This window comes from Nocardia terpenica (assembly GCF_013186535.1).
GTDB classification, from domain to species: Bacteria; Actinomycetota; Actinomycetes; order Mycobacteriales; family Mycobacteriaceae; genus Nocardia; species Nocardia terpenica.
The window spans coordinates 351,072-376,717 of the sequence record NZ_JABMCZ010000005.1; the positions used below are offsets into that span (position 1 = coordinate 351,072).

27 protein-coding genes are annotated in these 25,646 nt (G+C 69.0%); 12 read left to right on the forward strand and 15 right to left on the reverse strand.

From position 1 onward, the window contains the following. The first annotated feature begins 89 nt into the window (after positions 1-89). From HPY32_RS37490 to HPY32_RS37500, 3 genes are read left to right on the forward strand one after another with little or no spacing between them, the layout of a single operon-like run. Complete coding sequence (locus tag HPY32_RS37490; RefSeq protein ID WP_067588459.1) at positions 90-353, forward strand: hypothetical protein; 264 nt, start codon at positions 90-92, stop codon at positions 351-353. A 15-nt stretch (positions 354-368) separates the two neighbouring features. Continuing rightward, positions 369-1,205 carry an alpha/beta fold hydrolase gene (locus HPY32_RS37495; protein WP_067588457.1) on the forward strand — a complete coding sequence of 279 codons (837 nt, stop codon included), beginning with the start codon at positions 369-371 and terminating at the stop codon, positions 1,203-1,205. Next, positions 1,202-1,744 (forward strand): TetR/AcrR family transcriptional regulator, encoded by a 543-nt coding sequence (locus HPY32_RS37500; protein ID WP_067588455.1) that lies wholly within the window; start codon positions 1,202-1,204, stop codon positions 1,742-1,744. Before HPY32_RS37495 ends, HPY32_RS37500 begins: the two co-directional genes overlap by 4 nt. 151 nt (positions 1,745-1,895) lie before the next feature. Here the strand turns inward: HPY32_RS37500 and HPY32_RS37505 are convergent, their stop codons facing one another. From HPY32_RS37505 to HPY32_RS37540, 8 genes are all read right to left on the reverse strand, one after another. After that, on the reverse strand, positions 1,896-2,939 hold the full coding sequence (locus tag HPY32_RS37505; protein WP_067588453.1) for a ferrochelatase: 1,044 nt from the start codon (positions 2,937-2,939) through the stop codon (positions 1,896-1,898). Positions 2,940-2,957: 18 nt separating this feature from the next. Then, on the reverse strand, positions 2,958-3,794 hold the full coding sequence (gene inhA, locus HPY32_RS37510; RefSeq protein WP_067588451.1) for an NADH-dependent enoyl-ACP reductase InhA: 837 nt from the start codon (positions 3,792-3,794) through the stop codon (positions 2,958-2,960). Positions 3,795-3,856: 62 nt separating this feature from the next. Next, positions 3,857-4,579, reverse strand: a complete 723-nt coding sequence (gene fabG1, locus HPY32_RS37515; protein ID WP_067588449.1) for a 3-oxoacyl-ACP reductase FabG1 — start codon at positions 4,577-4,579, stop codon at positions 3,857-3,859. Positions 4,580-4,624: 45 nt separating this feature from the next. Next, positions 4,625-5,626, reverse strand: coding sequence for a VWA domain-containing protein (locus tag HPY32_RS37520; protein ID WP_067588446.1), 1,002 nt, complete (start codon positions 5,624-5,626; stop codon positions 4,625-4,627). Next, positions 5,623-6,591 (reverse strand): DUF58 domain-containing protein, encoded by a 969-nt coding sequence (locus HPY32_RS37525; RefSeq protein WP_067588444.1) that lies wholly within the window; start codon positions 6,589-6,591, stop codon positions 5,623-5,625. The genes HPY32_RS37520 and HPY32_RS37525 overlap by 4 nt, the downstream gene beginning before the upstream one ends. 26 nt (positions 6,592-6,617) lie before the next feature. Then, positions 6,618-7,760, reverse strand: a complete 1,143-nt coding sequence (gene moxR1, locus HPY32_RS37530; protein WP_373686722.1) for a chaperone MoxR1 — start codon at positions 7,758-7,760, stop codon at positions 6,618-6,620. Between the two features lie 164 nt (positions 7,761-7,924). Then, entirely contained in the window at positions 7,925-9,343 is a 1,419-nt protein-coding gene (locus HPY32_RS37535; RefSeq protein ID WP_067595844.1) for an NlpC/P60 family protein, read from the reverse strand. 291 nt (positions 9,344-9,634) lie between these two features. Continuing rightward, on the reverse strand, positions 9,635-10,183 hold the full coding sequence (locus HPY32_RS37540; RefSeq protein ID WP_067588442.1) for an Rv1476 family membrane protein: 549 nt from the start codon (positions 10,181-10,183) through the stop codon (positions 9,635-9,637). 222 nt (positions 10,184-10,405) lie between these two features. Here HPY32_RS37540 and acnA point away from each other — a divergent pair, with 222 nt between their 5' ends. Both acnA and HPY32_RS37550 read left to right on the forward strand, forming a co-directional pair. Beyond that, entirely contained in the window at positions 10,406-13,204 is a 2,799-nt protein-coding gene (gene acnA / locus HPY32_RS37545; protein ID WP_067588440.1) for an aconitate hydratase AcnA, read from the forward strand. Between the two features lie 163 nt (positions 13,205-13,367). Then, positions 13,368-13,934 (forward strand): TetR/AcrR family transcriptional regulator, encoded by a 567-nt coding sequence (locus HPY32_RS37550; RefSeq protein ID WP_067588438.1) that lies wholly within the window; start codon positions 13,368-13,370, stop codon positions 13,932-13,934. Here the strand turns inward: HPY32_RS37550 and HPY32_RS37555 are convergent. Further along, a complete protein-coding gene (locus HPY32_RS37555; RefSeq protein ID WP_067588435.1) occupies positions 13,931-14,731 on the reverse strand; it encodes a hypothetical protein in 801 nt (266 codons plus the stop codon). The genes HPY32_RS37550 and HPY32_RS37555 overlap by 4 nt on opposite strands. A gap of 189 nt (positions 14,732-14,920) precedes the next feature. Between HPY32_RS37555 and HPY32_RS37560 the strand changes: the two genes are divergently transcribed. The 3 genes from HPY32_RS37560 (at position 14,921) to HPY32_RS37570 (ending at position 16,937) form a co-directional block, all read left to right on the forward strand. Continuing rightward, positions 14,921-15,337, forward strand: coding sequence for an acyl-CoA thioesterase (locus HPY32_RS37560; protein ID WP_067588432.1), 417 nt, complete (start codon positions 14,921-14,923; stop codon positions 15,335-15,337). Positions 15,338-15,512: 175 nt separating this feature from the next. Beyond that, positions 15,513-15,968: a hypothetical protein gene (locus tag HPY32_RS37565; RefSeq protein WP_067588430.1), complete on the forward strand. Its 456-nt coding sequence runs from the start codon at positions 15,513-15,515 to the stop codon at positions 15,966-15,968. Between the two features lie 9 nt (positions 15,969-15,977). Beyond that, the gene (locus HPY32_RS37570; protein ID WP_067588428.1) at positions 15,978-16,937 is read left to right on the forward strand and encodes an MvdC/MvdD family ATP grasp protein; all 960 of its coding nucleotides are present in this window, start codon (positions 15,978-15,980) and stop codon (positions 16,935-16,937) included. Positions 16,938-17,093: 156 nt separating this feature from the next. On the opposite strand, the gene HPY32_RS37575 is transcribed toward HPY32_RS37570, so the two are convergent. Beyond that, a complete protein-coding gene (locus HPY32_RS37575; RefSeq protein ID WP_171983254.1) occupies positions 17,094-17,606 on the reverse strand; it encodes a MarR family winged helix-turn-helix transcriptional regulator in 513 nt (170 codons plus the stop codon). A gap of 70 nt (positions 17,607-17,676) precedes the next feature. On the opposite strand from HPY32_RS37575, the gene HPY32_RS37580 reads away from it, so the two are divergent. Next, the gene (locus HPY32_RS37580) at positions 17,677-18,177 is read left to right on the forward strand and encodes a cupin domain-containing protein (protein WP_067588427.1); all 501 of its coding nucleotides are present in this window, start codon (positions 17,677-17,679) and stop codon (positions 18,175-18,177) included. Between the two features lie 189 nt (positions 18,178-18,366). On the opposite strand, the gene HPY32_RS37585 is transcribed toward HPY32_RS37580, so the two are convergent. Both HPY32_RS37585 and HPY32_RS37590 read right to left on the reverse strand, forming a co-directional pair. Further along, positions 18,367-18,606, reverse strand: coding sequence for a helix-turn-helix domain-containing protein (locus HPY32_RS37585; RefSeq protein WP_067588425.1), 240 nt, complete (start codon positions 18,604-18,606; stop codon positions 18,367-18,369). Between the two features lie 148 nt (positions 18,607-18,754). After that, complete coding sequence (locus tag HPY32_RS37590) at positions 18,755-20,386, reverse strand: ABC-F family ATP-binding cassette domain-containing protein (RefSeq protein ID WP_067588423.1); 1,632 nt, start codon at positions 20,384-20,386, stop codon at positions 18,755-18,757. Positions 20,387-20,553: 167 nt separating this feature from the next. Here HPY32_RS37590 and HPY32_RS37595 point away from each other — a divergent pair, with 167 nt between their 5' ends. Continuing rightward, entirely contained in the window at positions 20,554-21,318 is a 765-nt protein-coding gene (locus HPY32_RS37595) for an SDR family oxidoreductase (RefSeq protein ID WP_067588421.1), read from the forward strand. A gap of 11 nt (positions 21,319-21,329) precedes the next feature. Here the strand turns inward: HPY32_RS37595 and HPY32_RS45275 are convergent, their stop codons facing one another. Next, positions 21,330-22,655 (reverse strand): mediator complex subunit 15 domain-containing protein, encoded by a 1,326-nt coding sequence (locus tag HPY32_RS45275; protein ID WP_156674474.1) that lies wholly within the window; start codon positions 22,653-22,655, stop codon positions 21,330-21,332. A gap of 125 nt (positions 22,656-22,780) precedes the next feature. On the opposite strand from HPY32_RS45275, the gene HPY32_RS45280 reads away from it, so the two are divergent. Both HPY32_RS45280 and HPY32_RS37610 read left to right on the forward strand, forming a co-directional pair. Further along, positions 22,781-23,866 carry a lycopene cyclase family protein gene (locus HPY32_RS45280; protein ID WP_067588415.1) on the forward strand — a complete coding sequence of 362 codons (1,086 nt, stop codon included), beginning with the start codon at positions 22,781-22,783 and terminating at the stop codon, positions 23,864-23,866. Positions 23,867-23,932: 66 nt separating this feature from the next. Continuing rightward, positions 23,933-24,109, forward strand: a complete 177-nt coding sequence (locus tag HPY32_RS37610; RefSeq protein WP_156674473.1) for a hypothetical protein — start codon at positions 23,933-23,935, stop codon at positions 24,107-24,109. 201 nt (positions 24,110-24,310) lie between these two features. On the opposite strand, the gene HPY32_RS37615 is transcribed toward HPY32_RS37610, so the two are convergent. Beyond that, on the reverse strand, positions 24,311-24,517 hold the full coding sequence (locus tag HPY32_RS37615; protein ID WP_067595842.1) for a DUF5808 domain-containing protein: 207 nt from the start codon (positions 24,515-24,517) through the stop codon (positions 24,311-24,313). A 28-nt stretch (positions 24,518-24,545) separates the two neighbouring features. Continuing rightward, complete coding sequence (locus HPY32_RS37620) at positions 24,546-25,286, reverse strand: PP2C family protein-serine/threonine phosphatase (RefSeq protein WP_231951648.1); 741 nt, start codon at positions 25,284-25,286, stop codon at positions 24,546-24,548. Positions 25,287-25,646 lie beyond the last annotated feature (360 nt).

Genomic DNA, 25,646 nt, shown 5'->3' on the forward strand with positions numbered 1-25,646 from the left:
GCGAGCCTGTGCGCGCTGGCGGCCTACCACCGCGATCAGTTCACCTCGCCGGATCCTTCTCCGGCGCACTGGATCTCTCGGGTCCGGGCATGCACGAGGCGATCCGGGTCGCCATGCTGGACGTTCGCGCCGCAGCTGCGGGGCTGTCGATGTACATTTCGGCGGGCAGCGCGCTACCCGGCCCGTACGACCACCCGGATTCCGCGCACGTCGTCTTCGACACCGTCGACGCCATGGGGATCGAGGCACTGTGCATGGTGACCACCCACATGTTCCGGATGCGGCTGGAAGTACTGGGAGGCGGAGCCGACCAAGGCGCGGCCGCAGATCTGGCCACCCTGGGCGCGATGTAGACGATGGGAGGACCGATGCTGCACGCGGTAGCGACGCCGCTGGGCGCGGTGGCCGTGCATATCGGCGGGGCCGATCCGGCCACCGCACCGAATGTACTGCTCCTGCATGCCAATCCGGGTGATCACCGGGATTTCGACGCCATTGCCGGGGAACTCGGGCGGCGCTGCGCGATCGCGGCGGTCGACTGGCCCGGCTACGGGGAATCATCGGTGGACGACCCGCTCGCCGTCACCGCCGAGGGACTGGCGGAGGTCGCCGTCACGGTGTGGGATTGCTTGGCGGCCAGGGGATTTCACGATGTGACGGTGCTCGGCAACAGCGTCGGGGGGTATGCCGCCGTCCGGCTCGCGCAGCGCCGACCCGATGCGGTGGCGGGTCTGGTGCTCGTGCAATCGGCGGGCTTCGCGCCGCTGAACATCCTGACCCGCACCATGTTCCGCGTCATGGGCGCCCGGGGTGTGGCCCGCCGGGCGGTCGCGCCGTCGGCCCGCGCCTACCTCGGGCCGCTGCGCCGGGGCGGGGTACGGGCAATCTACGAGCGGGCCAAGGGGATTCGCCGCGACCCCACCCGCCTGGACGTGTACCGGTCCGTGTGGCGCAGCTTCGGCGATCCCCGGCTCGACCTGCGCGCCGAGGCGCCGCTGCTCGCGGACCTGCCGACCCTGGTGGTGTGGGGCAGATTCGATCCGATCAATCCGTGGCCGCTGAACCGGCGCGGTATCGCGCGGGTGCTGCCGCACGCGGAGGTGGCGGTACTGCCCACCCGGCACGAACCGTTCGCGCAGGACCCGCGCCGATTCCTCGACGCGGTAACACCGTTTCTGATCCGCCGTGCTGGAATGACCGCATGAGATCCGCCGAACCCGGACGTCGCGCCCTGCTGGAGGCGGGCCACACCCTGCTGGCCGCCGAGGACCTGAGCCGATTGTCGGTGAATGCGATCGCGGCACAGGCCAATATGGCCAAGGGCAGCTTCTATCAGCACTGGCGCAGCCGCGGCGACTACATCGTCGCGCTGCACCGCGCCTTCCACGACGATCTCACCGCCGCCGTCACCACCGCCATCGCCGACCTGCCGCCCGGGGCGCACCGGCTCACCGTCGCGATCGACGCCTACCTCGACGGCTGCCTGTCCGCCACCGCCACCAAGGCGCTGCTCGTGCAGGCCCGCACCGAGGCCGGGCTCGGCGACGAGGTCACCGCCCGCAATCGGGAGGCCGCGACGATCCTGACCGACGACCTGGCCGCCATCGGTTGGCGGCAGCCGGAGCCCATCGCCACCCTGCTGGTAGCCGCCATCGCCGAAACCGCGCTTGTCGAACTGACCGCGGGCGCGACGCGGCGAGACCTGCGCGACGCCGTCTTGCATTTGGCCACCGCATCCAAATAGCGGCCTGGAGTTAGCGTGAGGTCCCGGCCAAAAGCGCGCCGGGATCTTGGGGGGGCGAGCGCGCCGGGACCTTGGGGGGCGAGCACGCCGGGACCTCGGGGGGGCGAGCACGCCGGGAGCATGAGGGCGCGACGCAGTGCGAAGGTGCGAATCAGGCTGTGCGGCGGGGTGGTTCGCAGCAGCCGGGCGCGCATGGGGCGCCGTCGAGCGTGCAGCCGTAACCGGGGACCACACCCAGGCGAAGCGGGCGGGCACCGGCGAGCTGCTCCTGCACCAGGTCGGCCACCAGTCGCGCGAAGCGGGGGTCGGCGCCCGGGGTGGCCGCGCGGGCGAAGGACATGCCCAACTCGGCCGCCTTGTCGGCGGCCTCGTTGTCCAGATCCCAGATGACCTCCAGGTGATCGGACACGAAACCCACCGGGCACACCACGACGGCCTCGACACCCTTGGCGGACAACGCCTCCAGGTGGTCGACGATATCGGGCTCCAGCCACGGCACCTGCGGCGGGCCGGACCGGGACTGCCACACCACGTCGTACTCGTCGATACCCGTTGCGGCGGCGCACAATCGGGCCGCCTCCACGACCTGGCGGCTGTAGAGGTGGCCGCCGTCGGCGGGTGGCCCGGCCGCGGCATCGGCCGAGATCGGCACCGAATGCGCGGTGAACACCAGCCGGGCATCCTCGCGTCGCTCGGCCGGAATCTGCTGCAGCGCAGCGCGAATCGCGTCGGCGAAGGATTCGACCAGCAGCGGGTGATCGAAGTACTGCCGCAGCTTGGTCAGCGCGGGCGCCCGCTCCCCCACCGCCGCCCGCGCCCGGACGATGTCCTCGTCGTACTGGCGACAGCCGGAGTAGCCGCCCCACGCGGAGGTGGGAAACACCAGCGCCGAACCGATTCCGTCGGCCCGCATCCGCTCGACGGTGTCCTCCACCATCGGATGCCAGTTGCGGTTGCCGAAGTACACCGGCAGATCCAGTCCGCGCCGGTCGAATTCGGCCTCGACGGCCGCGATGATGTCGCGGTTGAGCGCATTGATCGGCGACACTCCCCCGAAATGCAGGTAGTGCTGCGCCACCTCGGCCAGGCGTTCGGGTGGCACCCCCCGGCCCCGAGTCACGTTCTCCAGGAACGGGAGTACGTCCTCGGGGCGCTCGGGGCCGCCGAACGACAGCAGCAATAGCGCGTCCGCCACGACAGTTACCTTTCGACGTCAGTTCGTCGGCATGTTCTCCGGGAACCAGGTGTTGTGGCTGGCCCCGCCGTCGACATAGATGATCGAGCCGGTGGTGCCGGGCAGCCAGTCCGACAGCAGCGTGACGATCGAGCGGGCGACCACGGTCGGGTCGTCGACATCCCAGCCGATCGGCGAGGCGCCGTCCCAGTAGGTGTTGAGCATGGTCAGCTGCTTGGCATCGTCGGTGGCGGTCCCGGCGATGGCCTTCGCGGCGAGCGTCTTGATCGGGCCCGCGGCAATGAGGTTGGAGCGAATCCGCTTGGCCTCGCCCACTTCCCGCGCCACATACCGGTTCACCGACTCCAGCGCGGCCTTGGCCACGCCCATCCAGTTGTAGTACGGCATCGCGGTGCGCGGATCGAAGTCCATGCCGACGATCGAGCCGCCCTCGTTCATGACGGGCAGCGCGGCGCGAGCCAGCGACGCGTAGCTCCACGCGGAGATCTCGAACGCCTTGGCCGCATCCGGGCCGGGGCCGTTCAGGAACGGGAACGCCTCGGGGCCCATCAGGGTGCGCGGCGCGAACGCGATCGAATGCAGCACGCCGTCGACGCCCTCGGGCGCGAGCTCACGCACCTTGTCGGCCAGGCCCGCCAGATCCTCCTCGCTGGTGACGTCGAGGGCGATGGCGGGGGGAACCTCCTGCGGCAGCCGCTTGGCGATCCGATCGATCAGCCGCAGCCGCTCCGGAATACCGGTGATGACCACCTTCGCACCCTGCTCCTGCGCCACCTTCGCGGCGTGGAACGCGATCGACGAATCGGTGATGATGCCGGTGATGAGGACGGTCTTGCCTGCGAGCAATCCGCTCATGGGGTGTGGGATCTCCTCGTTCGAGTCTGGTCGGTTGGGGTCCGAGATCGGGGTGAGCGGGCTCAGTGGCCCATGCTCATGCCGCCGTCCACCGGGATGATCGCGCCATTGATGTAGGCGGCATCGTTCGAGGCCAGGAAGCTGATCGCCGCGGCGACCTCCTCCGGCTGACCCGGACGCTGCGCCGGAATGCCGTACTTCATGACGACCTCGCGCATCTCGTCGCTGACTTCCTCGCGCGTCATGTCCGTATCAATGAACCCGGGCGAGACCACATTGGCGGTGATGTTCCGCGAACCGATCTCCCGGGTGATAGAGCGCGCGATACCGACGAGACCGGCCTTCGACGCGGCGTAATTGACCTGGCCCGGTCCGCCGCCGAGACCGACCACCGAGCCGAGGAAGATCATGCGACCCCACTTGGCCCGGATCATCGCCCGCGTGGCCCGCTTCGCGCAGCGCCACGCGCCGGTGAGGTTGGCATCGATGACGCGGCTGAATTGTTCCTCGCTCATGCGCATCAGCAGCGTGTTGTCGACGATTCCGGCGTTGGCCACCAGCACCTCGACCGGCCCCTGCTTGGCCTCGATCTCAGCGAACGCCGATTCCACCGAATCGGCGTCCGTCACATCACATTTCACACCGAACAGCCCGTCCGGCGCCCCCGACCCGCGATGCGTGACAGCAACCTTGTGTCCGTCGGCGACCAGCCGCTGCGCAACCGCGAGGCCGATGCCGCGGTTGCCGCCCGTCACCAGTACCGATCGGGATGTGAAGTTCGACATGGCAATAACCTACCTGCGTCCGCTGACACCGCGACGACCGACCCGTCAGGGCAGTCGCTGGCGGTACACCACACCGGTGATCACGCCCGCGGCGCTGAACAGCAGGCCCAGCAGCAACCACGGCCGACTGGCGTCGCCCCAGGTCAGCTCGTAGCCGATCTGCTGGCCCAGCTTGTTGTAGACGGCCGACAGGTCCTGCAGGGTGGAGGCGTTGTAGAACTCGCCGCCGGACAGCTGCGCGACCTTGCGCAGCGAATCGTCGTCCACCGGCACCGGCTGACTCTTCTTGCCGCCCATTCCGTCCGGGATATCGACCACGCCCCAGGTGGTGCCGAACGAAATCGTGGAAATCGGAATGCCCTTGTCCTTGGCGCGCCGCGCCGCCACGAATTCGTGCCGGGGATTGTCGACATCGGCGGCGTCCGGCACGGTCTGCTTACCGTCGGACATGAGCACGATGCGCGCGGGCGGCGGATCCTGCGCGCCACCCAGTACCGAACCCAGGGTATCGATCGACTGCAACGCCGCGAAGATACCGTCGCCGGTCGCGGTGCGCTCGGCGAGTTTCAGGCTGTCGATGGCGCCCTTGACCGATTCATGATTGGTGGTCGGCGAGACCAGGACCGAGGCCGTGCCCGCGAATGCCACCACGCCGAGGTTGATGCCCTTCGGCAATTGGTCGACGAATTCCTTACCGGCCTTCTTGGCCACCTGAATTCGCGACGGCGGCACGTCGGTCGCCTCCATCGACAGCGACACGTCGATCACCAGCATCACCGTGGCGCGATTGCGCGGCACCTTCTTCGTCGCCTGCGGCCCCGCGGCGGCAATGGTCAAAAAGACGAGGCCGACCAGCAGCAGCGCCACCGGCACGTGCCGCCAGGCGCTGGGCCGCTTGGGCGCGACCTGCTCGAGCACCTCCATATTGGAGAAGCGCAGCATGTGCCGCTTGCGGCGGCGCTGCACGACGACGTACAGCACGGCCACGGCCGCGATCACGACCAGGAACAGCAGCCAGACGGCGGCGGTGAAATGCGAAATACTCACTGTCGAGGAACCCGCCCGCTCGGGGCGCCGAAGGTGTGGCGCCGGGTGGACACGAAACGGACCACGTCGGCGATCCAATCCCCATCGGTGCGCAGATTCAGCACGGGCGCGCCGGCCCCGCGCAGCGCCTGCTCGACCTGCTCGCGATGCTGATGCGCCGCGCGCGCGAAATCGGTTCGCAGCGTGGAGGTTACGGTGAACTCGCGGGTGCGGCCGGTCTCCGGATCGTGCAGCACCACATCGCCCACGTCGGGCAGGTCCAGATCCAGCGGATCGAGCACCTCCACGGCGAGCAGATCGTGGCGGGCGGCGATGGCGCGCAGCGAACGCTGCCAGTCGATATCGCCGAGGAAGTCCGAGATCACCACGGCCAGACCGCGTTTGCGCTGCGGGCGGCGCAGCGCCTCGATGGCCTCGCGCAGATCGCCGCGCACGCCGTCGGCGGCGTGCGGGGTGGTCGCGATCCGGCGCAGCATGGACTGCGCGTGAATGCGCCCGCTGCGGGCCGGAATCCGGTACAGCCGCTCCCCGGTGGCGACGATCGCGCCGATCCGGTTGCCGCCGCCGCGGGTGAGATGGGTGACCGAGGCCGCCGCGGCCACCGCCAGATCCCGCTTCTGGCAGCCGACGCTGCCGAAGTCGAGGCTGGCCGACAGGTCGACCACGAGCCAGGTCTCCAGCTCGCGATCGGCGATCATCTGCCGCACGTGCGGGTGGGTGGTGCGCGCGGTGACCGACCAATCCATCTGGCGCACATCGTCTCCGGGCTGATACAGCCGCGCGTCCCCCGGCTCCGACCCCGGGCCCGGGATCAGGCCGAGGTGGTCGCCGTGCAGCACGCCGTCGAGGCGGCGGCGCACGGTCAGCTCCAGGGTCCGCAGCGCCGCCGACAGCCGCGGGTCCGACAGCTCACCGGCGCGGAACGACGGTGGGGCGTGGGGTGGGGTGTTCGCTGGAATCGTCACTGGTGCAACCGAATCCGATGCCCCGGTCACTGACGCGGCTGTGCGGCGGCGCCCTGGCCGTTGGGCACGGGCGCACCCTGCGGCGCAACGCCCTGCTGACCCGGCGCGGGCATCGGGGCGGGACCGGGGGCACCCGCCCCGGGCGCGTTGGCCTGCGCGGCGACCTGCGGCAGGCCGACGGTCTGCAACACCCGGCGGATCACGTCGTCGGGGCTGACCTCGTCGGCGAGCGCGTCGTAGGACAGCACCAGCCGGTGCCGCAGCACATCCGGCACCACCTCGACCACGTCCTGCGGCACCACGTAGTCGCGGCCGCGGATGAGGGCGACGGCGCGGGCCGCGGCGATGATGCCGAGGCTGGCGCGCGGGGACGCGCCGTAGGCCACCCACCCGGCGACGTCGTCGAGACCGAACTCGGCGGGCTTGCGGGTCGCGGCGATGACCCGGACCACGTAATCGACCAGCGCGTGATGCACGAAGGTGGTGGCGGCCAGCTGCTGCAGGCGGATCAGCTCGGCGGGCTCGAGCACCTGCTTGGGTTCGGGCGGGGTGACGCCCATCCGGTAGATGATCTCGCGCTCCTCCTCGACCGAGGGGTAGTCGACGACCACCTTGAACAGGAAGCGGTCGCGCTGCGCCTCCGGCAGCGGGTACACGCCCTCGCTCTCGATCGGGTTCTGGGTGGCCATCACCAGGAACGGATCGGGCATGGGGTAGGTCTTGCCGCCGATGGACACGTGCCGCTCGGCCATCACCTCGAGCAGCGCCGACTGCACCTTGGCCGGGGCGCGGTTGATCTCGTCGGCGAGTACGAAATTCGCGACCACCGGGCCCAGTTCGGTGTCGAACTCCTCGCGGCCCTGCCGGTAGATGCGGGTGCCGACGAGGTCGGTGGGCACCAGATCGGGAGTGAACTGGACGCGGGAGAACGAGCCGCCCACCACCTTGGCGAAGGTCTCCACCGCCAGCGTCTTGGCGATGCCGGGCACGCCCTCGAGCAGTACGTGCCCGCGCGCCAGCACGCCCACGAGCAGCCGCTCCACCAGGCGATCCTGGCCGACGATCACTCTTTTGACCTCGTAGATCGCCTTTTCCAGGGTCTGGACATCGCGCTCGAGGGTGTTGGGTGCAGGATCCGGCGCGTCCTTCACCGAACCCGCCGCGCTCACACCATCCGTCGAAGTCACCAAACTCCCCGCTTTCGCCTTGGTCTTTGTGCGTGCTGGCCCCAACTATTCCAGGTATCGGCGGAAGATGCCGCAACCGGTATCCATTCGGCCACGCCACCACCGCCGACATCGGGCGGGGCGATATCGATACTGCCGCCGGGGATTTACGTGAGCAACCGGACCGCGTAGGGCATCATGCCGCCCTCGCGCACCGCGGCGACCCGCACGACCTCGCCCGATTCGGGCGCTTCGACCATCTGGCCGCCGCCCAGATACAACGCCACGTGCTCGCTGCCGCCCGCGCCCCAGAACAGCATGTCCCCGCGCTCGCGCTCGGCCACCGGCACCCGGGTGCCCATGGTGTACTGGTACCCGCTGTAGTGCGGCAGCGAGATGCCGACACCGGCGAAGGCGTAGACCATCAGCCCCGAGCAGTCGAAGCCGACCTTGTCGAAATCGCCGTAGCTGTCGGCGACGCCGCCGTCGTGAATGCCCTTGGTGGGCCCGTTCTCGTCGCCACCGCCCCAGGCGTAGGTGACGCCCAGCTGCGACAGGGCGCGATCCACCACGGTTTCCACCAGTTCGGCGCGGTCCCCGGAGGGGCGGGTCGGGGCGGTCATCGACTGCCGCGGCGGCGGCGAGTTGTCGAGCTGGGTGTGCGGGCGCTTGCCCGAACCGACCTGTGCCGCACGCTCCTTGGCGGCCCGGTCGGCGGCGCTGCGGGCGGCCGCGGCCGCGGCGGCGGCCTGCGCGGCGGCCTCCTCGGCCCGGCGCTGCTGATCCCAGGCCAGGAAGGCACTGCGCTGGCCCTGTAACCCGGCCACCTGCTGGCGGGCCGCGTCCAGTCGCTGCTGGGCCGAATCCCGTTGCCGCATCAGGGCGTTGCGCTGCTGGGCCTGCTGCTGCTGAGCCGCCTGCGCCGCGGCCACGGCATTGGTCGCCTCGACCTTCTTGCGCTCGGCGACGGCCGCGGCGGCATCGGCGGCCTGTTTGGCCTGCCGCGCGGTGGAATCCCGGTTGGCCCGTTCGATTTGGGCGCGCCGCAGCCCGTTCATGGCCTGCTGCTGCGTCGTGGTGATCGCGCTGAGCACCGTGGCGCGGTCGAGGGCGATGCCCGGATCCGCGCCGGTGAGGTACTCCAGCACCGAGTTCGCGCCGGGGCGGGTGTAGGCGGCGACCGCGAATCTGTCGAAATCGGCCTGTGCCGCGGCCACTTTCGCGCCCGCGTCGGCGAGGTCGCGCTGGGTGCCCGCGACCACGGCGGCGGCCGCGTCGACGGCGTCGCGCGCGGTCTGCAGATCCACCAGCGCCTTGTTCACCGCCTCGCGCTTGCTCGCCACCTCGGCGTCGAGCTGTCGCAGTTGCTGGTCGGCGGTGGCGACCTCGTTGATCAGCCCGCTCACCTCGCCGACACCCGCGTCGACCTGTCCGTTGGCGGCGGCGATGTCACCGTCGCTGGGGTTGGGTGGCGGCGGGGGCACCGCCGCGACCATGGTCGCGGCGACCGTCAGCGCGACCGCGCCCAGTAGCAATCCCAGAGCGACCGTGGCCACGCCCCCCGGCCGCCGTACCGGCACTCGCATCACACCTCCCTGGATCCGACCGCGGTTCCCGGGGAACGAGCCGATCACCGGGACAAATCGGGCGATCAGTCACCGGCATCGCCTCAGAGCCACCAGCCACCACCTGCATCTCAGGGGTAGCTGAAGGCCCTTGTGACACTTCTTCCCCAAGAGTGTCATTTGAAACCGTACGACACTTTGTCCACGGAAGAAACACGGATCACAGAATCACAGTCGCGTAATTCGGCCATTGCCCACAAGTTGCCAGATGAGGGCCGTGATTCGGAGGGTAGAAACGAACCGGACGCTTAGTTACTTGCCATCATCACGTACCGGCTGGCCGGTTTCGCGAGCGGCCCTGCGGGACTTCAGGAAATACAGCCCCGCGATGAACACGATCGTCCCGGTCAGGAGGACGGCGGTGACGGCGGTCCAGGAGATCGTCTCGGGCTTTTCGAGGCTGTCGACGAAGGCGCGGGCGGCCTCGACGCTGTGGCCCGCGTGCCGGTTCTTGGCGACGTCCTCGGCGCGCTCGAGGCGGTCGCGGCTGATGGTGTCGCTGTAGGTGCCCGCCCAGTCGTCGCTGAGGGCGACCACCGTGCCGTGTTCCTGCTTGCCGACCTCGGTGGCCAGGTCGCGCAGATCCGAATCGCGGCCGCGGTTGCCCTGCAGCACGACGATGCTCAACTGGATGCCGTGCGCACGGGCGTCGGTGACGATCTCGGCGAGTTGGGTCTGGTCCTGACCGGAGGGCGTCGCGACGTGATTGACCGAGAGATCCAGCAGGATCGCATCGAGATCGGTGTCGGGCGGTAGCGCCGCGGCCATGGGGGTGAAAACCGAGGTGTGCGAGACGGTCATCTTCCATCCGGTCGTAATCGTCAACAGGCTTGGGTGAACACTACGCGACCGGGGCATGATGGAACCTGTCGCGCCGCGCCGGACGTTGCCCCGCGCGTTTCATAGGACAAGCGTACTGTTACGGTTGGAAGCACGAGGCGCACAGCCCAGACTGCGCCCTCGACCGAGCCGTCGGCACAGCCCCGCCGACGGCCACCCTCACCGACGAGTGGAGCTGAACGTATGACGAGCATCAATACTTTCGGCGCCAAGGGCACCCTGCAGGTCGGAGATCGGTCGTATGAGATCTTCCGCCTCTCCGCCGTGCCCGGCACCGAGAAGCTGCCCTACGCCCTGAAGGTCCTGGCGGAGAACCTGCTCCGCACCGAGGACGGCGCCAACATCACCGCCGATCACATTCGGGCCATTGCCGATTGGGATCCGTCGGCCCAGCCGAACACCGAGATCCAGTTCACCCCCGCCCGCGTCATCATGCAGGACTTCACCGGCGTGCCCTGCATCGTCGACCTCGCCACCATGCGCGAGGCCGTCGCCACCCTGGGCGGCGACCCGAACAAGGTGAATCCGCTGGCCCCCGCCGAGATGGTCATCGACCACTCCGTCATCATCGACGTGTTCGGCCGCGAGGACGCCTTCCAGCGCAACGTCGAGATCGAGTACCAGCGCAACGGCGAGCGCTACCAGTTCCTGCGTTGGGGCCAGACGGCTTTCGACGATTTCAAGGTCGTGCCGCCGAGCACCGGCATCGTGCACCAGGTCAATATCGAGCACCTGGCCCGCGTCGTCATGGTCCGAAACGGCCAGGCGTACCCCGACACCTGCGTCGGCACCGACTCGCACACCACCATGGTCAACGGCCTGGGCGTGCTGGGCTGGGGCGTCGGCGGCATCGAGGCCGAGGCGGCCATGCTGGGCCAGCCGGTGTCCATGCTCATCCCGCGCGTGGTCGGCTTCAAGCTGACCGGTGAGATCAACCCGGGCGTGACCGCCACCGACGTGGTGCTCACCGTCACCGACATGCTGCGTAAGCACGGCGTGGTCGGCAAGTTCGTCGAGTTCTACGGCCGGGGCGTGGCCGAGGTGCCGCTGGCCAACCGCGCCACCCTGGGCAATATGAGCCCCGAATTCGGTTCCACCGCGGCCATTTTCCCGATCGACGACGTCACCATCGACTACCTGAAGCTCACCGGCCGCACCGACGAGCAGGTCGCGCTCGTCGAGGCGTACGCCAAGGAGCAGGGCCTGTGGCACGACGCCGACAAGGAACCGGCCTACTCGGAGTACCTGGAGCTCGACCTGAGCACGGTGGTGCCGTCCATCGCGGGCCCGAAGCGCCCGCAGGACCGAATCCTGCTGTCGGAGAGCAAGATCGCCTTCCGCAAGGATATCCACAACTACACCTCCGATCCCGAGGCCGCGCCGCACTCGCACCTGGACGAGGCGATCGAGGAGTCCTTCCCGGCCAGCGATCCGGCCGTGCTGTCGTTCGCCGACGACGACGCCGTGCTGCCGACCGCCGCCAACGGCGCGACCGGCCGCCCGTCCAAGCCGGTGAAGGTGCAGTCCGAGGAGTACGGCGACTTCATCCTCGACCACGGCGCCGTGGTGGTCGCCTCGATCACCTCCTGCACCAACACCTCCAACCCGTCGGTCATGATCGGCGCGGCGCTGCTGGCGCGAAATGCGGTGGAGAAGGGCCTGTCCCGCAAGCCGTGGGTGAAGACCTCCATGGCGCCGGGCTCGCAGGTCGTCAACGGGTACTACGAAAAGGCCGGGCTGTGGCCGTATCTGGACAAGCTGGGCTTCAACCTCGTCGCGTTCGGCTGCGCCACCTGCATCGGCAACACCGGCCCGCTGCCGGAGGAGATCTCCAAGGCGGTCAACGACAACGACCTGACCGTCACCGCGGTGCTGTCGGGCAACCGTAACTTCGAGGGCCGCATCTCCCCCGACGTGAAGATGAACTACCTGGCCTCGCCGCCGCTGGTCATCGCCTACGCGCTCGCGGGCACGATGGACTTCGACTTCGAGCACGACGCGCTGGGCACCGACACCGACGGCAACGAGGTGTTCCTGCGCGACATCTGGCCCTCGCCGCAGGAGATCCAGGACACCATCGACCGGGTCATCTCCCGCGACATGTTCCTCGACGACTACAAGGACGTGTTCAAGGGCGACGAGCGCTGGCGTTCGCTGCCGACCCCGGAGGGCAAGACCTTCGACTGGGCGGAGGACTCCACCTACGTCCGCAAGCCCCCGTACTTCGAGGGCATGCCGCAGTCTCCGGATCCGGTCACCGATATCAAGGGCGCGCGAGTGCTTGCGCTGCTGGGCGATTCGGTCACCACCGACCACATCTCCCCCGCGGGCAACATCAAGCCGGGCACCCCGGCCGCGCAGTACCTCGAGGCCAACGGCGTGCAGCGCAAGGACTACAACTCCTACGGCTCGCGACGCGGCAACCACGAGGTGATGATCCGCGGCACCTTCGCCAACATCCGGCTGCGCAACCAGCTGCTCGACGACGTCTCCGGTGGGTACACCCGCGACTTCACCCAGGACGGCGGCCCGCAGGCGTTCATCTACGACGCCTCGCAGAACTACCAGCAGGCCAGGATTCCGCTGGTCGTGCTGGGCGGCAAGGAATACGGTTCGGGTTCCTCGCGCGACTGGGCCGCCAAGGGCACCAGCCTGCTGGGCGTGCGCGCGGTGATCACCGAGTCGTTCGAGCGCATCCACCGCTCCAACCTCATCGGCATGGGCGTGATCCCGCTGCAGTTCCCGGAGGGCGAGTCGGCCGCGTCGCTGAAGCTGGACGGCACCGAGGTGTTCGACATCGAGGGCATCACCCGGCTGAACGAGGGGGTGACTCCGAAGACCCTGAAGGTGACCGCCACCAAGGAGAACGGAGACAAGATCACCTTCGACGCGGTCGTCCGCATCGACACCCCCGGTGAGGCCGACTACTACCGCAACGGTGGCATTCTGCAGTACGTACTGCGGAACATGATCCGTAGCTGATCCCGAATGCGATCATGTCCTGACCCCCCGAATTCGCTTCGGGGGATCAGGATCTCCGCTCGTCGTCTCGTGCAAGACCCCCGTCCCGGACCTGAGCCAGATGGCCCCCGCCTCGGCGAAGCCGGGGCGGGGGTCTCGCGCACCATCCCGTTTGGAGGAGCCCATGCCCAAGGTCAGCGATGACCACCTTGCCGCGCGGCGCAGCCAGATCTTGGACGGGGCGCGGCGCTGTTTCGCCGAATACGGCTACGAGGGTGCGACGGTCCGCCGCCTCGAGGAGGCCATCGGGCTGTCGCGGGGCGCGATCTTCCACCACTTCCGCGACAAGGACGCGCTGTTTCTGGCCCTCGCCCAGGAGGACGCCGAGCGGATGGCCGAGGTGGCGGCCAACCAGGGCATCGTGCAGGTGATGCGCGAAATGCTCGCCAACCCTTCGCAATACAACTGGCTGGGCACCCGACTCGAGATCGCCCGCCGGTTGCGCACCGACCCGGAGTTCGCCGCCGGATGGACGCAGCGCTCGGCCGAGCTGACCGCCGCCACGCTGGCGCGGCTGGAGCGCCGCAAGGCCGCCGGGGCGCTGCGCGACGACGTGCCGACCGATGTCCTGCTCGGCTACCTGGACCTGGTGCTGGACGGTCTCATCGCCCGCATCGCCTCGGGCCATGCGAACGACAATCTGGAGGCCGTCCTGGATCTGGTGGAGGCGTCGGTGCGCCGCAAGCACTAGTGCCCGAAGGTGGCGTTGATCCACTCGGCGGCGTGCGTCGTCCAGACGACATTCGTGCCCGGTATGGGGTGGGCGTTGTAGAGCACGTGCTGACCGTCCGGCCAGGGGGTCAGGTAGCCGATGACGCCGTTCACCGCGTCCGCGTAGCGCTGCAGATTGGCCACCGGGTCCAGCAGCAGGAAGCGCAGCAGCTCCTGGAAGATCAGGTAGGTGACGTTGCCGAAGCGCGCGCCCTCGACGAACGAGAACGGTGAGATCCCCACGTCGATGATGTGCAGCGGGGAATCGGCCGGGGAGGCGGTGATGATGTCGCCGGGGTTGGCGTACTCGCGCACCTGCACCGACGCGGGCCACGGCCCGTGCTGGCCGTGCAGCCCGAAGGTATTCGCCGGGCACAGGTTGTTCACCGAATCTCCCGCCGCCCGAACCGGATTGGCGATATTCACCGCGAACGCGACCTGCAGCGGGCTGCCGTCGGCATTGGTGTACTCCCCCGACCGCATGCCCTCGAGGATTCCGCTCACGCACAGGCCGCCGAGCGAATAGCTCAGCAGCCCACACACATTCGGTGAGTCCTGGATGGCTTGGACCCCGGCGGCGATGCCGTCGCGCACCGAGGTGTCCAGCGACGGCCCCCACAGATCCGGGTCGGGCCCGATCGAGGCGGGCCAGTCCGGTTCGAAACCGTGGAAGAATCTCGGATCCAGCAGATCCGTCACGGCCTGCTGCATGCCCGCCGGGTCACCGTCCGCGTCGCGGGGCTCGCCGACACCTCGGAACGTGATGACATCGATCATCGGGTTCTCCTCATCGAGAATCCCCTCCCATCCTCAAAGGTAGATCCTGGAAATACCCAACGCCCAGTCCGGTATGCGACCGAGAACGAGCCGATGCCGGGCCGTGAATTTCCGGTCCGGGCGCGCGGGCGTGAGCGACCACACGGCGAAATCGGAAATAGCAGACATGCGCCGGTGGTTCGCCAGGTTATGACCTTCTCCGTGCCCGTCACCGTCCGCGGCTACGAAATCGACGTGAACGGCCACCTGAATCAGGCGGTCTACCACCAGTACGCCGAGCACGCGCGCTGGGAGAACATGCGCGCGGCCGGGCTGACCCCCGACAAGCTGGCCGCCGCGGGCCTGGGCCCGGTGGTGCTGGAGTCCACCGTCAAATACCTGCGCGAACTGCACATCGGCGACGAGGTCACCGTGACCAGCGCCTTCGAATGGACCGAGGGCAAGATCTTCCGGATGAGCCAGCAGATCGTCAAGCTCGACGGCACCGTGTCGGCCGAATTCACGGTGACATTGGGACTGCTGGATCTGAGCGCGCGCAAACTCGTCCCGGATCCGATCGAGCGCTTCATCGAGCTCGCCGAGTCCCGGGAACTGCTCGGTCTGTGACGCCTTGAGCGGTCAACCGAATTGGTCTCGCGGAGAGGGTTTTCCGCGCGCATGCCGAGACTTTGCCGAGACGATGGAAATCTCTCGTTGCGGACCGGCGCGCGGGCCCGGCGGGCTATGATCCAGAGCACGTTCGGCTTCTGTGGCTAACCGCGAGCAGATCGGAGACCAGCCCATGACCGATGTGTTGCGCCCGCGCTCGGGCACCCTCGAGGCCGCGCCCGCCCTGCCGGGCCGCCTGGTGGCCGAGTCGGATCGGGCTATCAGCGTCCGGGTCACCGAAGGCACCTGGACCTTCGACCGGGCCGATGTCCTGGATATCGACGACTGCGCCACAGGCGAATTCGACGCCGCGCCGGACGGTCGCGCGGTGCTGGTGCGGATTCGCCCCGGCGCCACCGCCGATTTCACGCAGCGGCTGCGCATCGAGCTCACCGAGCGCCCGATGACCTTGCCGCAGCGGCCCTCTCCGGCCCGCGGCGACGAGCAGCTGCGCACGCTCACCGAGCGGTGGGCCCGCGGCCTGCGCCTGCCCGAGGTCACCGGTACCGGCGGCGCGACCTGGACCTTCTGTCAGACCAGAACCTCCGGCCGCAGCGACGACGGCGTCGCCTGCGACAGTCTGGACTGAGGATCGCCCATGGCCGTCCGCGCGGCGGGTCCGGTGCTCATCGTCACCGAATCCGAGGACCTGCACGCCGACGCGATGGCCGCCACGCTGCGAAAACAGCACGGGCTCACGCCGATACGCCTCGATATGCGCGACTTCCCCTCGCACAGCGGAAGTTTCCGGCTGGACCGGGCCGGAACCGCGCGCGCCCTCGCGCCGCTCGCCGGGCTCGACGATGTCACCGCCGTGTGGTGGCGCCGCCCGCATCCGTGCCGGGTGCCCGGCGGGGTGCGCCGCGCCGACGACGACTACCGGCAGGCCGAATGCGACGGCTTCCTGCAGGGCCTGCTGTGGTCGATACCGGCGCTGTGGGTGAACGATCCGGGCGCCGACCGCACCGCGGGCCGCAAGATCGTGCAGCTCGAGACCGCGCGCCGCTCCGGTTTCCCGATCCCGGAAACGCTGATCACCAACGATCCCGACGAGGCGCGCAGCTTCATCGAATCCCGGCCCGGCGCGGTCGTCTACAAGCGCACCGGCACCGGCCGCACCGAATTCGCCGAGACCCGGCTGGTCACCCCCGCCGACTTCGACCGGCTGGCCACCATCCGCTCCGCGCCGACCACCTTCCAGGACTATATCGACGCCGACTGCGATCTGCGGGTGGTGTGGATCGACGGCGTGGAGTGGGCGGTGCGCATCGACTCGCAAGCCGGTGTGGGACGGGTGGATTCGCGGCTGGACGCCTCGGTCGCGTTCACCCCCGAGCGGCTGCCCGCCGCGATCAGCAAGGCCCTCACCACCCTCATGGGCGCGCTGGGCCTGACCTTCGGCGTCCTGGACCTGCGAGTCGGCCGCGACGGGGAGTACTACTTCCTGGAGGTGAATCCGCAGGGCCAGTTCGCCTACCTGGAGATCAAGACGGGCCTCCCGATCTTCGCCAGCCTCGCGAAATTCCTCGTCCACGGCGACGCCACCGTCACCCGATAGCACTCACCGACCCGGATCGAACTCCACGGCGACGCCACCGTCACCCGATGGCACTCACCGACCCGGATCGGACCCCACGGCGACGCCACCGTCACCCGATGGCACTCACCGACCCGGATCGAACTCCACGGCGACATCACCGTCACCCGATAGCGCTCACCGAGCCGGGTCGGACTCCAAGGCGGCCAACAGGGTTCGGGCGATGCGGTTCAGGTGGTCGCGGTCCTGGGCGGAAAGCACCGACAGCAGCCGGGTTTCGTTGGCGGTGTGCGCGGCCACCACCCGATCCACCAGGGCGCGACCGGATTCGGTGAGCGCCACCCGCACCGCGCGGCGATCGCCCGCGTCGGCGATGCGGCGGACCAGACCCGCGGACTCCAGGCGGTCCAGGCGGCCGGTCATGCCCGCGCGCGACAGCATCAGGGTGTCGGCCAGCACCGAGGGGTTCAGCTCGAAGGGCTCGCCCGAACGGCGCAGGGCCGCAAGCACATCGAACTCGCCGCGCTGCAGGCCGTGGTCGGCGAAGACCCGTTCGACGGCGCGCTCGGCGACCAGGTGCAGGCGGCCGAGCCTGCCGACGATGGCCATGGCCTCGAGATCCAGGTCGGGGCGTTCGCGCCGCCACTGGGTCACGATCGCGTCGATCGCGTCGGGTTGCTGATCGGGCATGGACAGCATTCTATTCGCCGGTATATAGTTCGGCAGCGAATTATCAATCACCGAACCATCGGAGCTGGCCATGACCACCCTTCCCCGCAAGCCCGTCGCCGTCCGCCGGGCGCAGGACGCCGAGACGCTGCGCACCGAGGCCGTCACCGTGCGGCTGCTCATCGACTCCGAGGAGGCGGGGCACGGTGTGAGCACCGTGGAGGTCAGCATGGCGCGCGGCGCGGATGGCGCTGCGCCGCACTATCACACGCGCTCCGACGAGCTGTTCTATGTCGTCGAGGGCGAGCTGCAGGTGCTGGCCGACGACGAGATCGTGACCGTCGGCGCGGGCGGCGCGCTGGTGGTGCCCAAGTTCATGCCGCACGCCTTCGGCGCGGCCCCCGACAGCGCCGCGCGCATTCTCATCGCGCTCATGCCCGGCGTGCAGCGTTTCGGGTACTTCCGCCTGCTGGAGCGGGTCGCGCGCGGCGAGGCCACGCTCGCCGATCTCGGTGCGTCCCAGGAGGAATACGACAACCACTTCGTCGACGCCCCGCGCTGGTGGGCCGAGCGCACGGCGAACCGGCGCTGATACCAAGGGGTTTCGCGCCGCGCCCGGGCTCGGGCAGTAACGCGCGCGGCATCGCCTCCCCGGCGACCGTGACGACCGACAGATCGGTATGCCGTGGCGCCGCGAACCGGTCGGCGCGCCGAACTCGCGGGTCGCGGCCTCCCGAGCGAAAGGCCAACGTGCCCACCGGGACTCGGCGCGTCGAACCGCCTACTTGGCGGCCGACTTGCGGCGGTTCGCCCCACCCCTGCTGCGGAGTTGCACATGCGACTCCACCAGTACGTTGTGGATGAACCCGTACGAGCGGCCGGTCTCCCGGGCCAGCGAGCGAATGCTGGCGCCCGCCTCGTACTGCTTCTTGAGCTGGGTTTGGAGACGGTCGCGCGACTTTCCGGTGACGCGTGTGCCCTTACCCAACGTGGACTTCCCCTGTGCGGGCCTGTCACTCATGGCTTCCTCCGGTCGCCCTGCAGCCTCATTCAAGGCTAAGCATTCAACCGTCGGTGATCAACGCCTCTTTGTGATGAACCTCACCATTTCTCACAAACGCCACCGTCCGCCACCGGATTTCGGGCACGAACCGGACATCCGCACCCCGTCAGGCCAATTGGATGAGCTCCAGGTAGTCCTGCGACCAGTGGTCCTCGGTGCCGTCGGGCAGCATGATCACCCGCTCCGGGTTGAGCGCCTCGGCGGCGCCGGGGTCGTGGGTCACCAGCACCACCGCGCCCGCGTAGCTGCGCAGCGCGTCGAGCACCTGCTCGCGCGAGATGGGGTCGAGGTTGTTGGTCGGCTCGTCGAGCAGCAGCACATTGGCCGCCGAGGACACCAGCCCCGCCAGCGCGAGCCGGGTCTTCTCACCGCCGGACAGCGTGCCCGCGGGCTGCTCGAGCTGCGGGCCGGAGAACATGAACGCGCCCAGCAGCCCGCGCAGATCCTGTTCACCGGCATCGGGGGCGGCGTGGCGAATGTTCTCCCACACCGTCGCCGTGTCGTCGAGGGTGTCGTGTTCCTGCGCGAAGTACCCGATCTTGAGGCCGTGGCCGGGCACCAGGCCACCGGCGGTGGGTTGTTCGACACCGGCCAGCATGCGCAGCAGCGTGGTCTTGCCCGCGCCGTTGAGGCCCAGCACCACCACCCGGCTGCCGCGGTCGATGGCCAGGTCGACGCCGGTGAAGATCTCCAGCGAGCCGTACACCTTGGTGAGGTTCTCGGCCATCAGCGGCGTCTTGCCGCAGGCGGCGGGCTGCGGGAACTTGATGCGCGCCACCTTGTCGGACACCCGGACCTCGTCGGCCTCGGCGAGCAGGCGCTCGGCCCGCTTGACCATGTTCTGTGCCGCAACGGCTTTCGTCGCCTTCGCGCCCATCTTGGCGGCCTGGGCCTTGAGCGCGGACGCCTTCTTCTCGGCGTTGGCGCGCTCGCGGCGGCGGCGCTGCTCGTCGGTGGCGCGGGCGTCGAGATACTTCTTCCAGCCCATGTTGTAGACGTCGGCCTCGCCGCGCACGGCGTCGAGGAACCACACCCGGTTCACCACGGCCTCGAGCAGCTCGACATCGTGGCTGATCACGATGAGGCCGCCGTCGTGGCTCTGCAGGAAGCCGCGCAGCCAGGTGATGGAGTCGGCGTCGAGGTGGTTGGTCGGCTCGTCGAGCAGCAGCGTGGTGTCGGACTTGCCGCCGCTGCCGTCGGAGGCGGCGAACAGGATGCGCGCCAACTCGATTCGGCGGCGCTGACCACCCGACAGCGTGCGTAGCGCCTGGCCCAGCACCCGGTCGGGCAGGCCGAGGCTGTGGCAGATGCGGGCGGCCTCGCTCTCGGCGACGTAGCCGCCGAGCGCGGAGAAACGGTCCTCGAGGCGGCCGTACTTGCGCACCGCCTTCTCCCGCTCGGCCTCGTCGGCGACCTCGGCCATCAGCGCCTGCTGCTTCTCCATATCGCGGATCAGCGTGTCCAGGCCGCGCGCGGACAGCACACGGTCGCGGGCGAGCACGTCGAGGTTGCCCTCGCGGGGATCCTGTGGGAGATAACCGGTTTCGCCGGAGCGGATGACCTTGCCCGCGTAGGGCTCGCCCTCACCGGCGAGGATGCGCAGCGTGGTGGTCTTGCCCGCGCCGTTGCGGCCCACCAGTCCGATCCGATCACCGGCCTGCACCCGCAGCGCCGGGCCCGGCGCGGTGAGCAGGGTGCGGATTCCGGCCCGGACCTCCAGGTCGGTCGCGGTGATCACAAACGTCTCCTCGGAACGAATCGGTACGGCGGTGGTACTCGAACCTGTCTCGGCCCGAGTGTGCCTCCGAAGGAGACACAAGAACCACCCATTTTACCCGGGCGAACGACCGGGACCGCCCGCGGGATCGGTTGTCCGCAGATGTGATTCCGGTAACGTGCGATGTCATGAGTGCGGATCTGAAAGGCAAGGGCGCCCTGGTCACCGGGGCGAGTCGCGGTATCGGCAAGGCGGTTGCCGCGGAGCTGCTGGCGAGCGGCGCGCAGGTGCTCATCACCGCCCGCAAGCCCGAGCCGCTGGAGCAGACCGCGGCCGAGCTGCGGGCACTGGGCCATCCCGGCAAGGTCGTTGCGGTGGCGGGCAATTCGGGCGATGCGGACGCCCGCGCGGAGGCGGTCGCGACCGCGGTCGCCGAGCTCGGCTCGCTCGACATCCTGATCAACAACACCGGCATCAATCCGGTGTACGGGCCGCTGATGGACGCGGACCTGGACGCGGTGCGCAAGATCTTCGATGTGAATGTGGTGGCCGCGCTGGGCTACACGCAGGAGGCGTACAAGGGGTGGATGCGCGAGCACGGCGGCGCGGTGGTGAATGTCGCCAGCGTCGCCGGGCTGCGGTCGACCGGGGTGATCGCCGCCTACGGTGCCTCCAAGGCCGCGCTCATCCGGCTCACCGAGGAACTGGCCTGGCAGCTGGGCCCGACCATCCGGGTCAATGCGGTGGCGCCGGGTGTGGTGAAGACAAAGTTCGCCGATGCGCTGTACTCCGCCGACGAGGACGCCGCGGCGGCCGCGTATCCGCTCAAGCGTCTCGGCAATCCGGAGGATGTGGCGGCCCTCATCGCCTTCCTCGTGTCGGATCAGGCGTCCTGGATTACCGGCGAGGTGGTCCGGGTGGACGGCGGACTGCTGGCAACCGGCGGTATCTGATCCCGGACCGGTCAGCGGAAGGTGAGTGCGCCGAGCATGTCGGCGTGCAGGTACCGCAGGTATTTCTTGGCGGTGTCCTCGTCGACGGCATCGGTCGCGGTGACCATGGTGAGAACCAGGTATTGGCCCTGGGACCCGTCCCTCCACTTACCGACGGCGAAGTGGTCGATGTAGCTGCCCGGCCGCAGATTCAGATCGGAATCGCTGTACTGACCGGACGCGGCCGACGCCTTGTCGGCATCGGCCATCCCCATGACGAACTGCGTGAGCATCAGCCCGCCGTCCTCGGCCCGGTACACCATCTCGGCCGCATACTGGCAGCCCAGGGACGTCAGCTTCCCGTTCTTCTCGATATCGGCGCAGGTGGGATGGTCGACGCCCGCCACCCAATCCGCATGCAGCGAAACATCGCCGAGCTTGAAGTTCCAATCCTTCGCCTGCTCCTGATAACTGAAGCGACTCGATGCCGAGCTCGACGGTGTGGTGGTCGGGCGCCCCGTGGCGGTACTGCTCGTCGTCGCCGGTACCAATGACGGGGTGGCCGCTGCTGCGGAGGCAGCATTGTCGGACTTGTGCCGGGTAGCAAGCACAACGATGCCCACACCGATCACCAGCACGGCAACCACACCGAGGACGATGCCGACTATCAGACCGGTGTTCTTCTTGGGTGGCTGCGGCGAGTAACCACCGGGATAGCCAGGCTGCCCCCATGCCTGAGGCGGCTGCTGCCCCCATGCCGACGGTTGTTGCTGATCCCAGACGGCCTGCTGTTGCCCCCACGCGGGTTGCTGCTGCCCCACCGCGTGCTGCTGCCCCCAGCCGGGTTCCTGCTGCCCCGCTAGTTGCTGCTCACCCCAAGCGGATTGCTGCTGACCCGCTGCCTGCTGGTCACCCCAAGCGGGTTGCTGCTGCCCCACCGCCTGCTGCTCACCCCAGCCGGGTCGCTGCTGCCCCGCTACTTGCTGCTCACCCGAAACGGATTGCTGCTGACCGACTGCCTGCTGGTCACCCCAGACCACCTGCTGCTGCGCTACCTGCGGCTGCCCCCACACCGCCTGCCGCTGCTGCTGCGTCGCCTGCGGCAGACCCGCCGCCTGCTGCTCACCCCAGGCAGACTGCTGCTGATCCACGACCTGCTGGCCACCCCACGCCGCCTGTTGCTGTGTCGCCTGCGGCTGACTCGCTGCCTGCTGCTGGTTCCACGCGGATTGTGGCTGCTCCCAGTCGGATTGCTGGGCGTTCCATCCCGGCTGCGGCTGGCCGCCGGGGTGTTGGCCCCGGCCGGGCGCATCCTGGGGCTGCTGACCGTAGGGCCCCGAGCCGGGGGGATAACTCATCGTGCGTGCCACCTTCCGCACCCGAGGCACCCAGCGCCCTCCGCGGTCGTTCCCCCCGGGCTCAGTGCCGAAGGCTACCCGACACCGCGCGCGGGACGCGAAATGCGGTCTGGTCCAATCTCCCCGTGACCACCGACCTGCTCGTCTGCGGACTCGGCCCCGCCGGGCGCGCCCTCACCCATCGCGCGCTGGCCCACGGATATTCGGTCACCGCCGTCGATCCCCATCCGGACCGCCGCTGGGTGGCCACATACGGCGCGTGGGCCGACGAGCTGCCGGGGTGGGTCGCGCCGGTGGGGACGACCGCAGGGCGTTTGGCGGCATGGGGCAGTCGGCGATTCGAGATCGAGCGAGCGTATGTGGTGTTCGAAGGTGGGGCGCTACAGGATTCACTGACCGTGGCCGGTGCACGGGTCGTTCGCGACCACGTGATCGATATCGACCGGACCGCCGAAAGCCCTGCCTCCGTTCGACTTTCGACAGGCACGACCCTCACCGCCCGGCGCGTGATCGATGCGCGCGGTGTAGCCCGCTCCCCCGCCCGCGCCGAGCAGACCGCGTACGGCGTGGTGGTTCCTCGGCGATCCTGGGGCGAAACACTGTTCATGGATTGGCGTCCGGACAACGGCGCCGGTCCGGACGATCCCCGCTCCTTCCTCTACGCGGTCCCCCTCCGCGCGGACGCTATGCTCCTAGAGGAGACCTGCCTCGCCGGTCGGCCCGCACTCGACGGAGCCGTCCTGCGCGACCGGCTGCTCACCCGATTGCGCTGTCGCGGAATCGAACTCGATGGAAGCGAGCCGGTCGAGCGGGTACGGTTTCCGGTAACGGGCGGTCGACCCGGCCGCGCCCGATTCGGAGCCGCGGGCGGATTGCTGCATCCGGCCACCGGATACAGCGTCGCCACGTCGCTATCTCTGTCCGATGCGGTCGTGGCCGGGGAATCGATCTGGCCCGTGTCCGCCCACGCGGTACATCTGTTGCGAGCAGCGGGATTACGCGCACTACTGGCACTACCACCGCAGGACCTTCCACTCTTCTTCGACGCCTTTTTCGACCTCCCGATCGAGCTTCAGCGCGCATACCTGTCCGGGCACAGCGACTTCCGAGGTACCGCAGCAGCGATGAACCGAATCTTCCGCGCATTACCGTGGAGGCTACGCCGAACCCTCGCCACGGCCGTCGCACCGATACCGTTACTCACGAAATGAACGTCCAGCTCTCCAACAACAGCCACCGCCCCGCGCAATCGCGCATGCTCGGGCGGATCCGCGCCCATGCATGGTGATACCCCGTGCGGCGGCCCGGCGCAGGGCACCGAATTCGCCGCCACCTCACCACCGATCATGGCGTCCGGGCTCTTCCCTATATCCGGGTGCGCGAGCACCGTGCGCGCGAGTTCATTACCGGTGACCAACCAGCCCTCGGTTCCCGACGACGTGGTGAACCGGTGAATCGGCCCCCGGCGGCCAGCGTCCCTGCGGCCGCCCGCGAGTCCCGGAAGTAGGCGTCGTCGAAGCTGACCGTGTGCACGCCCATCGGGACCATTTCTACCGGTCCGTCCGCCGATCCGCCGACCGTGACGCGGCCGGGTCGGCACGACGAGGCCGAACCCGTTGTGCGCGACCGATTTTCGGGCTCCGGCGGCCTACGGGTCAGCCCCGCCGACGCCAGTGGAACAGGCGGTAGAGGTTCAGGCCGTAGCCCCAGCCGAAGCTCTTCGGGGTGAACAGTCGGGGATCGTCGGGGTTCCAGATGCGGGAGCGGGTCCGCTGTGCGGTCGGACGCCGCCAGTCGTAAGGCAGACCGAGCGCCTTGCCCTCCGGTTCGGGGACACGGTCGTCGTCGTTCGTGCTGGGCATCGAGCTCACATCCCTTCGACCTTGCCACTCACTGGTGGTCGACCACGAGGGCTGTCGCATTGTCCGAGCCGCCGGTGCGTAATGCCAGGTCGACCAGGGCGTCCGCGGTCGCGCCGGGCGCCGCGCCGCCGCCCAGCAGTTCCTTGAGGGTCGCCATGCCGACCCGCTTGTGCACGCCGTCGGTGCTCAGCAGCAGGCGGCCCCGGCTCGACCCGGTGCTCGCGAATCCGATCCCGCCCGGGCGGACCGTGCGCACCGAGGTGGTGACCAGGTGGCTCATGCGCGGCGCGGCGATGCGGCCGCGCGCACGGAAGTATTCGGCGACGGTGTGATCGACGGTGATCTGATGCAGCACCCGCCCGTTCCAGCGGTAGGCGCGGCAGTCGCCGACCCAGGCGATCTCGGTCGGCGCGTCCGGGCGCTCGGGGGTGGGCAGCACCGCCACCACCGCGACCGCGTCGGCGCTCGGCTCCGGGAATTCACGGAGCAATTGCGCCTGTGCCGCAACGATTCCCGCGAGTGCGCCGTCGTGCGCGCCGACGCGGGCGGCGGTCGCGGCGGCGGTGCGGGCGGCCCGCGCGGCCAGCAGGTGGTCGCCCACCCCATCCGCGACGACGAACGCGGTGCGGCCCGCCACCGGATCGGTGGCCGTCGCGACGGCATCGGCATTGATCGAGCGCAGGCCGCGCCTGCTGACCGATTCGCCGGTGATTCCGATGAGCCGCACCAGCTCACGCCGGGTAATGGCGGTCGTCACTGCATTCTGCACGGCCAGACCTCCTCGTCGGGACCGAACCCGTTCATGCTGTTGTCAGCATGACCTCAGTAAACCGTGATTTTCCGTGGACAGTGCCAGATTCACCCGTGCAATTCCTGTGAATCCGCAGGACAACCCCCCAATCCGGGCGAACAGACACCACATTCACCCCCCACAAAGCCCACCCGCACCCCGACCGCTATCCGCAAGCGCCCCACCACATCCCGCCGCCACCCCACCCACCCCCGAACACGCCCGCCCACCCGATCCCACCACGCCCCAACCCCCACTCACCCGATCCCATTGCGCCGCACCCACTCCCACCACACACCACAACCAACCGACCTTCTCACCACACAGCACATTCCCACA

Bases quoted from the DNA above. Each gene is read 5' to 3' on its own strand.
- HPY32_RS37490 (WP_067588459.1), top strand. From the start codon at position 90: ATGCACGAGGCGATCCGGGTCGCCATGCTGGACGTTCGCGCCGCAGCT.
- HPY32_RS37495 (WP_067588457.1), top strand. From the start codon at position 369: ATGCTGCACGCGGTAGCGACGCCGCTGGGCGCGGTGGCCGTGCATATC.
- HPY32_RS37500 (WP_067588455.1), top strand. From the start codon at position 1,202: ATGAGATCCGCCGAACCCGGACGTCGCGCCCTGCTGGAGGCGGGCCAC.
- inhA (WP_067588451.1), bottom strand. From the start codon at position 3,794: ATGAGCGGATTGCTCGCAGGCAAGACCGTCCTCATCACCGGCATCATC.
- fabG1 (WP_067588449.1), bottom strand. From the start codon at position 4,579: ATGTCGAACTTCACATCCCGATCGGTACTGGTGACGGGCGGCAACCGC.
- HPY32_RS37535 (WP_067595844.1), bottom strand. From the start codon at position 9,343: ATGCGAGTGCCGGTACGGCGGCCGGGGGGCGTGGCCACGGTCGCTCTG.
- HPY32_RS37540 (WP_067588442.1), bottom strand. From the start codon at position 10,183: ATGACCGTCTCGCACACCTCGGTTTTCACCCCCATGGCCGCGGCGCTA.
- acnA (WP_067588440.1), top strand. From the start codon at position 10,406: ATGACGAGCATCAATACTTTCGGCGCCAAGGGCACCCTGCAGGTCGGA.
- HPY32_RS37550 (WP_067588438.1), top strand. From the start codon at position 13,368: ATGCCCAAGGTCAGCGATGACCACCTTGCCGCGCGGCGCAGCCAGATC.
- HPY32_RS37555 (WP_067588435.1), bottom strand. From the start codon at position 14,731: ATGATCGATGTCATCACGTTCCGAGGTGTCGGCGAGCCCCGCGACGCG.
- HPY32_RS37560 (WP_067588432.1), top strand. From the start codon at position 14,921: ATGACCTTCTCCGTGCCCGTCACCGTCCGCGGCTACGAAATCGACGTG.
- HPY32_RS37565 (WP_067588430.1), top strand. From the start codon at position 15,513: ATGACCGATGTGTTGCGCCCGCGCTCGGGCACCCTCGAGGCCGCGCCC.
- HPY32_RS37570 (WP_067588428.1), top strand. From the start codon at position 15,978: ATGGCCGTCCGCGCGGCGGGTCCGGTGCTCATCGTCACCGAATCCGAG.
- HPY32_RS37575 (WP_171983254.1), bottom strand. From the start codon at position 17,606: ATGCCCGATCAGCAACCCGACGCGATCGACGCGATCGTGACCCAGTGG.
- HPY32_RS37580 (WP_067588427.1), top strand. From the start codon at position 17,677: ATGACCACCCTTCCCCGCAAGCCCGTCGCCGTCCGCCGGGCGCAGGAC.
- HPY32_RS37585 (WP_067588425.1), bottom strand. From the start codon at position 18,606: ATGAGTGACAGGCCCGCACAGGGGAAGTCCACGTTGGGTAAGGGCACA.
- HPY32_RS37595 (WP_067588421.1), top strand. From the start codon at position 20,554: ATGAGTGCGGATCTGAAAGGCAAGGGCGCCCTGGTCACCGGGGCGAGT.
- HPY32_RS45275 (WP_156674474.1), bottom strand. From the start codon at position 22,655: ATGAGTTATCCCCCCGGCTCGGGGCCCTACGGTCAGCAGCCCCAGGAT.
- HPY32_RS37610 (WP_156674473.1), top strand. From the start codon at position 23,933: ATGCATGGTGATACCCCGTGCGGCGGCCCGGCGCAGGGCACCGAATTC.
- HPY32_RS37615 (WP_067595842.1), bottom strand. From the start codon at position 24,517: ATGCCCAGCACGAACGACGACGACCGTGTCCCCGAACCGGAGGGCAAG.